Origin of the sequence: Kitasatospora sp. NPDC127067 (assembly GCF_042724755.1) — a bacterium.
GTDB classification, from domain to species: Bacteria; Actinomycetota; Actinomycetes; order Streptomycetales; family Streptomycetaceae; genus Kitasatospora; species Kitasatospora lactacystinica.
This window is the reverse complement of the sequence record NZ_JBHXEM010000084.1, coordinates 31,451-38,534: the sequence shown is the minus strand read 5'-3', so window position 1 is coordinate 38,534 and position 7,084 is coordinate 31,451. Positions and strand designations below refer to the sequence as shown.

The 7,084-nt window shown below is 74.9% G+C and carries 5 protein-coding genes; all 5 read left to right on the top strand.

Features of this window, described 5'->3' with window-relative positions:
* The first annotated feature begins 200 nt into the window (after positions 1–200).
* The 5 genes from ACFWJ4_RS28200 to ACFWJ4_RS28180 all read left to right on the top strand — a co-directional run bounded on the left by ACFWJ4_RS28200 (position 201) and on the right by ACFWJ4_RS28180 (position 7,067).
* Positions 201–1,403: an MFS transporter gene (locus ACFWJ4_RS28200; RefSeq protein WP_380548507.1), complete on the top strand. Its 1,203-nt coding sequence runs from the start codon at positions 201–203 to the stop codon at positions 1,401–1,403.
* Positions 1,404–1,432: 29 nt separating this feature from the next.
* On the top strand, positions 1,433–1,858 hold the full coding sequence (locus ACFWJ4_RS28195) for a heme-binding protein (RefSeq protein WP_380548504.1): 426 nt from the start codon (positions 1,433–1,435) through the stop codon (positions 1,856–1,858).
* Positions 1,859–1,923: 65 nt separating this feature from the next.
* Entirely contained in the window at positions 1,924–2,754 is an 831-nt protein-coding gene (locus ACFWJ4_RS28190; RefSeq protein WP_380548501.1) for an aldo/keto reductase, read from the top strand.
* Between the two features lie 168 nt (positions 2,755–2,922).
* Positions 2,923–4,920: an NHL repeat-containing protein gene (locus tag ACFWJ4_RS28185; protein WP_380548499.1), complete on the top strand. Its 1,998-nt coding sequence runs from the start codon at positions 2,923–2,925 to the stop codon at positions 4,918–4,920.
* Positions 4,921–5,078: 158 nt separating this feature from the next.
* The gene (locus ACFWJ4_RS28180; protein ID WP_380548496.1) at positions 5,079–7,067 is read left to right on the top strand and encodes an MMPL family transporter; all 1,989 of its coding nucleotides are present in this window, start codon (positions 5,079–5,081) and stop codon (positions 7,065–7,067) included.
* Positions 7,068–7,084: the final 17 nt, after the last annotated feature.

The window sequence follows — 7,084 nt, the reverse complement described above, 5'->3', positions numbered from 1 at the left end:
CGTCCGAACCGCTCCCACGGTTCGGACGGGCCGGGCCCGGTCGCGTTTCCCGTCCGTCCCACCCCGTTGCGCATGCAACCCATGGCGCATGCAACCTATGGCGAATGCCCCATACCCTCGCTTGCACTTATCGCGCGTCTGCAACTATTGTTCAAGCACGCAAGGCGCTAGCTCAAGCAATCACAGAAGGGTTCGGGCCCATGCCTCTCGCTCTCATCGCCCTGGCCATCGGCGCATTCGGGATCGGGACCACCGAGTTCGTGATCATGGGACTCCTGCCCCGGATCGCCGACGACTACGGCGTCTCCATCCCCAGCGCGGGCCTGCTGGTCACCGGCTACGCCCTCGGCGTGGTCGTCGGCGCCCCGCTGATGACCGCCCTCGGCACCCGGATCAGCCGCAAGACCATGCTCATGCTGCTGATGGGCCTGTTCACGGCCGGGAACCTGCTCTCCGCGTTCGCCCCGTCCTTCCCCGTGATGCTGGCCGGGCGCATCGTCACCTCGCTCGCCCACGGCGCCTTCTTCGGCATCGGCTCCGTCGTCGCCGCCGACCTGGTCGCCCCGCAGAAGAAGGCCGGCGCCATCGCCACCATGTTCACCGGGCTGACCGTCGCCAACATCGTCGGCGTGCCGCTGGGCACCTTCGTCGGCCAGGCCGTCGGCTGGCGCGCCACCTTCGCCGGCGTCGCCGCGCTCGGCGTGCTCGGCCTGCTCGGCATCGCCAGGCTCGTACCCGCCATGCCCCGCGCCGAGGGCGCCCACCTGCGCCGCGAGCTCACCGCCTTCCGCAACCCGCAGGTACTGCTCGCGATGGCGATGACCGTGCTCGGCTTCGGCGGCGTCTTCGCCGCGATCACCTACATCGCCCCGATGATGACCAACGTCACCGGCTACGCCGAGGGCTCCGTCACCTGGCTGCTGGTGCTGTTCGGCGTCGGCATGTTCCTCGGCAACCTGCTGGGCGGACGCTACGCCGACCGCAAGCTGATGCCGATGCTCTACACCACCCTCGGCGGGCTCGCCGTGGTGCTGGCGCTGTTCACCCTCACCGCCCACAACAAGGTCGCCGCCGCCGTCACCGTCCTGCTGGTCGGAGCCCTCGGCTTCGCCACCGTCCCCCCGCTCCAGAAGCGGGTCCTGGACCAGGCCCACGGCGCCCCCACCCTGGCCTCCGCCGTCAACATCGGCGCCTTCAACCTCGGCAACGCGCTGGCCGCCTGGCTCGGCGGCATGGTCATCGCCGGCGGTCTCGGCTACACCGCCCCGAACTGGGTCGGCGCCGTCCTCGCCGGCTCGGCCCTGCTGCTGGCCCTCTGGTCCGCCGCCCTGGAGCGCCGCACCCCCGGGCAGGTGACCGCGGCCGCCGCCCCCGCCGCCGCCCCCGTCCCCGCCCACCACTGACCCCGCTCCCCCACCCCGGAGAAGACCTCATGAGCACCACCACCGCCGTCGCCCCGCTCACCACCGCCGACGCCGAACTCCTCGTCGACGCCACCCGGACCGCCGCCGAGGCCGCGGGCGTGACCGTCAGCGTCACCGTCCTGGACGCGGGCGGCCACGTGCTCGCCTTCCGCCGCGACGACCGCGCCGTGCTGATCTCCGGCGAGACCAGCACCCGCAAGGCCTACACCGCCCTCCAGCTGAACGCCCCGACCGCCGACCTGGTCGACCTGGTCAAGCCCGACGGGCCGTTCCACTCCCTGCCCACCGCGCTGGACCGCCCGCTGCTGTTCATCGCCGGCGGCATCCCCGTCCACCGCGACGGCCGGCCGATCGGCGCCATCGGCGTCGGCGGCGGCGCCCCCGAGCAGGACCACTCCTTCGCCGCCGCCGCACTCGCCCGGCTCGCCCGGTGAGCACCGCCGCCCGGCCCCTCCCCGCCGCCCCCCACCGACCGCACCGCCCGAAGGAGCACCCGACCATGACCGCCCCCGACGTCCCCACCGTGCAGCTGAACAACGGCGTCGAGATCCCCCGGCTCGGCTTCGGCGTCTTCCAGGTCCCCGACGAGCGGACCACCGCCGCCGTCGCCTCCGCCCTGGAGGCCGGCTACCGCAGCATCGACACCGCCGCCGTCTACGGCAACGAGACCGGCGTCGGCCGCGCCCTGGCCGCCTCCGGCGTGGCCCGCGAGGACCTGTTCGTCACCACCAAGCTGTGGAACGCCGACCAGGGCCACGACGCCACCCTGCGCGCCTTCGACGCCAGCCTCGCCAAGCTCGGCCTGGACCACGTCGACCTCTACCTGATCCACTGGCCCACCCCGGCCCGCGACCTCTACCTCGACTCCTGGCGCGCCCTGGAGCGCCTCGCCGAGGAGGGCCGCATCCGCGCCGCCGGCGTGTCCAACTTCCAGCCCGCCCACCTCCGGCGACTGCTGGACCACAGCTCGCTGGTGCCCGCCGTCAACCAGATCGAGCTGCACCCCGGCCTCCAGCAGGCCGAACTGCGCGCCTTCCACGCCCGGCACGGCATCGCCACCGAGGCCTGGAGCCCGCTCGCCCAGGGCGCCGTCCTGGACGACCCGGCGATCACCGCGATCGCCGCGCGCACCGGCAGGTCCCCCGCCCAGGTCGTGCTGCGCTGGCACCTGCAGCTCGGCAACATCGTCATCCCCAAGTCGGTCACCCCGGCCCGCATCCGGCAGAACCTCGACGTCTTCGGCTTCGAGCTGACCGACCAGGACATGGCCGCGATCGCCGCCGGCGACCGCGACCTGCGCACCGGCCCGCACCCGGACCGGTTCAACTGATCCACCCCGCCGGCGGCCGGCCGGGCACGGGCCCCGCGCCGGATCGCCCGTACCGGGCAATTTCCGCCGCGTCCCGCGGCCGGAGAGCCCGGGCGGGGCGCCGGTGTGGCAGGCAGGGGGACGACGGTCCAGCGGCCGTCGTCCCCCCTACGGCCGAACGGAGCCCCCATGCGCCGACGCCGCGGCGTCCTGCTGACCGCCGCCCTCCTGGCCCAGCTCGCCGCCGGACCCTCCCACGCGGCGGCCCCCGCCCCGCACGGCGGGGAGCCGGCCGGCCAGCGCGGGGTGGTGCGCAGCGGCGACGCCCCGCTGGGCGGCGCCGAGGTGACGCTCTACCGGGCCGGGGACGGCGCGGGCGCCGCGCCCCGGGTGCTGGCCCGCACCCGCAGCGCGCGGGACGGGCGCTTCGTCCTGGACTACCGCCGCCCCGGGGACCCGCGCGCCGTGCTGTACGTGCTCGCCGATCTGCCCGGGCCCGCCGGCGCGCGGGGCTCCGGGGGCGGCGGGCCGGTGACGCTGGCCGCCGTGCTGAGCGGGGCCCAGGCCCCGCCCGAACTCGTCGTCAACGAGCGCACCACGGTGGCCGTCGCCTACGCCCTGGCCCGTTTCACCGGCCCGCAGGGCGTGGCCGGTCCCCGTCCGGGGCTGCAGAACGCCGCCGGGATCGCCCACAACCTGGCCGACACCGGTACCGGCGGCATCGCCGCGACGCTCGCCGACCCGCCCAACGGCACCCTCACCTCGACCCTGGCGGAGTTCAACACGCTCGCCAACCTGCTCGCCGCCTGCGTCACCGGCGGCGCCTGCGAGCAGCTGTTCGACCTGGCCCGTCGCCCCGGCCGCGAACGGCCCCGCGACACCCTGCGGGCCGCGGTGGACATCGCCCACGACCCCGGGCACAACGCCGCCGGGCTCTTCGCCCTCGCCGACACCACCCCCCGCTACCGGCCGGCCCTGCCCGCCGCCCCCGAGGCCTGGACCGTGGCCCTGCGCTACGGCGGCAACGGCCGGGAGATCGACGGGCCGGGCAACATCGCCTTCGACGCCGACGGCAACGCCTGGGTCAGCAACAACTACCGCTACGACGCCGATCCCGCCGTCCCGGTCTGCGGCGGCGAGAGCGTCCTGAAGTTCACCCCCACCGGCCGGGACGCCCCCGGTGCCCCCTACCGCGGCGGCGGCCTGTACGGTGCCGGCTTCGGGGTCGCCGTGGATGCCCGGGGCTCCGCCTGGGTCGCCAACTTCGGTTTCCAGGGCCGTGGTTGCCCGATCGACCCGACCCCGCTGGAGCGCAGCGTCTCGCAGTTCGCCCCGGACGGCACCGTGCTCTCTCCGCCCGAGGGCTGGCGCGCCGGCGGCATCGCCCAGCCGCAGGGCCTGGCCGCCGACCGCTCGGGCACCGTGTGGGTGGCCAACTGCGGTGCGGACAGCGTGGCCCGGATCCCCGACGGTGACGCGGCCCGGGCCCGGGAGGTGCCCACCCCGGCCCTGCACAAGCCCTTCGGTGCCGCCGTCGACCCCGCCGGGCGGCTGTGGGTGAGCGGGAACGGCAGCGACAGCGTGCAGGTCCTGGCCCCGGACGGCACCGTGGAGCGGGCCGTGACCGGCGGCGGTCTGCGGCGGCCGCTGGGCGTCGCCACCGACAGCCGGGGCAACGCCTGGGTCTCCAACAGCGGCATCCTGCCGGTGCCCTGCGGCGACGGCACCGCGGGCGACCTCGCGGACGCCGCCGTGGCGGGCGATGCCGGTGCGCGCCCGGGCGCCTCCGTCACGCTGATCCGGTCCGACGGGACCCCGGCCCCCGAACCCTTCACCGGCGGCGGCCTGTTCCTGCCCTGGGGCGTGGCCGTCGACGGCGACGACACCGTGTGGGTCGCCAACTTCGGCGGCCGGCGCGTCGCCCGGCTGTGCGGCGTCGACCTCGCCGCCTGCCCGCCCGGCTTCGCGACCGGGCAGCCGATCTCGCCGCCCGACACCGGCTACCCGAGCGACGGGCTGGAACGCAACACCGGCCTGCAGATCGACCCGTCGGGCAATGTGTGGCTGGTCAACAACTGGCGCACCGTGCCAGTGCAGACCAATCCCGGCGGCCACGAACTGGTCGTCCTGGTCGGTGCCGCCGCCCCCGTGGTGACCCCGGACCTCGGCGGGCCCGGCCAGCCCTGACCGTCCCCCGTCGCCCCCGCGGCTCCGGCCACCGCCGCGATCGCGGCGGTTCCCGGGGCCGTAGGGGCGACTACCCGCCGGTACCGGTGGGCGGCGCGGGCGGCCGGGAAGACTGCGCCGATCGGCGCACCGCCGTGCAGGAGACCCGGGAGCCTTCCATGCCGCCGTCCGCCCGTCCCGCCCCCTCGCCGGCCGCCGCGGCGCCGGCCCGGCGCTCGGCGCTGCGCCGCCTGGGCGAGTGGTGCGCGCGCCACTCGCTGATCGTCATCGTGCTGTGGCTGATCGCCCTGGCCGGCATCCAGGCCGCCAACAAGTCGGTGGGCGGCGCCTACTCGGACGACTTCTCGCTGCCCGGCACCCAGGCGCAGCAGGGCCGGGACGTCCTGCAGGCGCACGAGCCGGCCGCGGCGGGCACCAGTTCCCAGGTGGTGCTGCACGACGCGGCGCCGCTGACGGGGTTCCAGCCGCAGATCGCCCAGGCGGCGGCCTCGCTCCAGCAGTTGCCGCACGTGCTGTCGGTGCAGAGTCCGCTGCCGCCGCCGGGGCAGAGCCCGCCGCCGGGCGGGCCGCTGTCCGCGGACGGGCTGACCGGGTACTTCACCGTACGGTTCGACACCAATCCGACCCTGCTGGGCAAGGACTACCTGCCGGGGGTGGACGCGGCGGTGGAGCCGCTGCGGGCGGCCGGGGTGCAGGTGGAGTACGGGGGGCCGCTGGGCGAGCTGGCCCGGCCGGCGGCGGACGACCGTTCCAGCGAGGTGATCGGCTTCGCGGTGGCGGTCGTGGTGCTGCTGGTGGGGTTCGGCAGTGCGATCGCGGCCGGGCTGCCGCTGCTGACGGCGCTGTTCGCGGCGGTGGTGGGCCTGGGGGTGCTGGGGCTGGTGGCGGCGCTGTCCACGTTCGCGACGGTGGCGCCGACGCTGGCGACGATGATCGGCATCGGGGTGGGGATCGACTACGCGCTGTTCCTGCTGACCCGTCACCGGCAGAACCTGATGGACGGGGTGGATCCGGTGGCCTCCGCCGGGCAGGCGGTGGCCACCAGCGGGCGGGCGGTGCTGGTCTCCGGCTGCACCGTGATCGTCGCGTTGTCCGGGCTGTCGGTGTCGGGGATCTCCTTCATCGCCAAGCTGGGGGCGGCGGCGGGCATCACGGTGGTGTCCGCGGTGCTCGGGGCGCTGACCCTGCTGCCGGCGCTGATGGGGCTGATCGGGCGCCGGATGGACCGGTTCGCGGTGCGCCGTCCGGTCGCGGAGGCCGGCGGGGACGTGGAGGGCGGGGCCTGGCACCGGTACGCCCGGCGGGTGGAGGCGCGGCCTTGGCGGTACCTGGTGGCCGGGGTGGCGGTGCTCGTGGTGCTGTCGATCCCGCTGTTCTCCATCCAGTTGGGCCACATCGGTGACGGCGCGGACTCCACCGACTTCACCGACCGGCGGGCCTACGACCTGATGGCCGAGGCCTTCGGGCCGGGCTCGAACGGGCCGCTGACGGTGGTGGTCGACCAGAGCGCCGTGCCCGCCGAGGCGCGGGCGGGGGTGTCGGCCTCGGTGCAGCAGGCGCTCGCCGGCCTGCCCGGCGCGGCGAGCAGCACCCCGCTGCAGACCAGCCCGGACGGCGCGGTGCTGTTCGGCACCGTGATCCCGGCGAGCGCCCCGCAGGACCGGGCCACCACCGACCTGGTGAACCGGCTGGCGGACACCGTGCTGCCGGACGCGGTGGCCGGCACGGGCGCGAAGACGTACGTGACCGGCAACACGGCGGCGCAGGTCGACTTCCTGGACATCGTGTCGAGCCGGCTGCTGCTGATCATCGTGGTGGTGGTCGGGCTGGCCTTCCTGATCATCCTGCTGGTCTTCCGCGGCCCGCTGGTCGCGGTCAAGGCCGCGGTGCTCAACCTGCTGTCGATCGCGGCCTCGTACGGGGTGGTGGTGGCGGTCTTCCAGTGGGGCTGGGGCGGGCCGGCGCTGGGGGTGGAGGGGAAGGTGCCGATCGAGAGCTATGTGCCGATGATGATGTTCGCGATCGTCTTCGGGCTGAGCATGGACTACGAGATCTTCCTGCTGTCGCGGGTGCACGAGGCGTGGGGGCGCAACCCCCGCAACCAAAAAACCCACGCGCAAGCACCAGAAAAAAAAACACCGCGGTAAAAAAAATATGGGCATAA

Coding starts and splice junctions, on each gene's coding strand:
- ACFWJ4_RS28200 (WP_380548507.1), top strand. CDS start 201: ATGCCTCTCGCTCTCATCGCCCTGGCCATCGGCGCATTCGGGATCGGG.
- ACFWJ4_RS28195 (WP_380548504.1), top strand. CDS start 1,433: ATGAGCACCACCACCGCCGTCGCCCCGCTCACCACCGCCGACGCCGAA.
- ACFWJ4_RS28190 (WP_380548501.1), top strand. CDS start 1,924: ATGACCGCCCCCGACGTCCCCACCGTGCAGCTGAACAACGGCGTCGAG.
- ACFWJ4_RS28185 (WP_380548499.1), top strand. CDS start 2,923: ATGCGCCGACGCCGCGGCGTCCTGCTGACCGCCGCCCTCCTGGCCCAG.
- ACFWJ4_RS28180 (WP_380548496.1), top strand. CDS start 5,079: ATGCCGCCGTCCGCCCGTCCCGCCCCCTCGCCGGCCGCCGCGGCGCCG.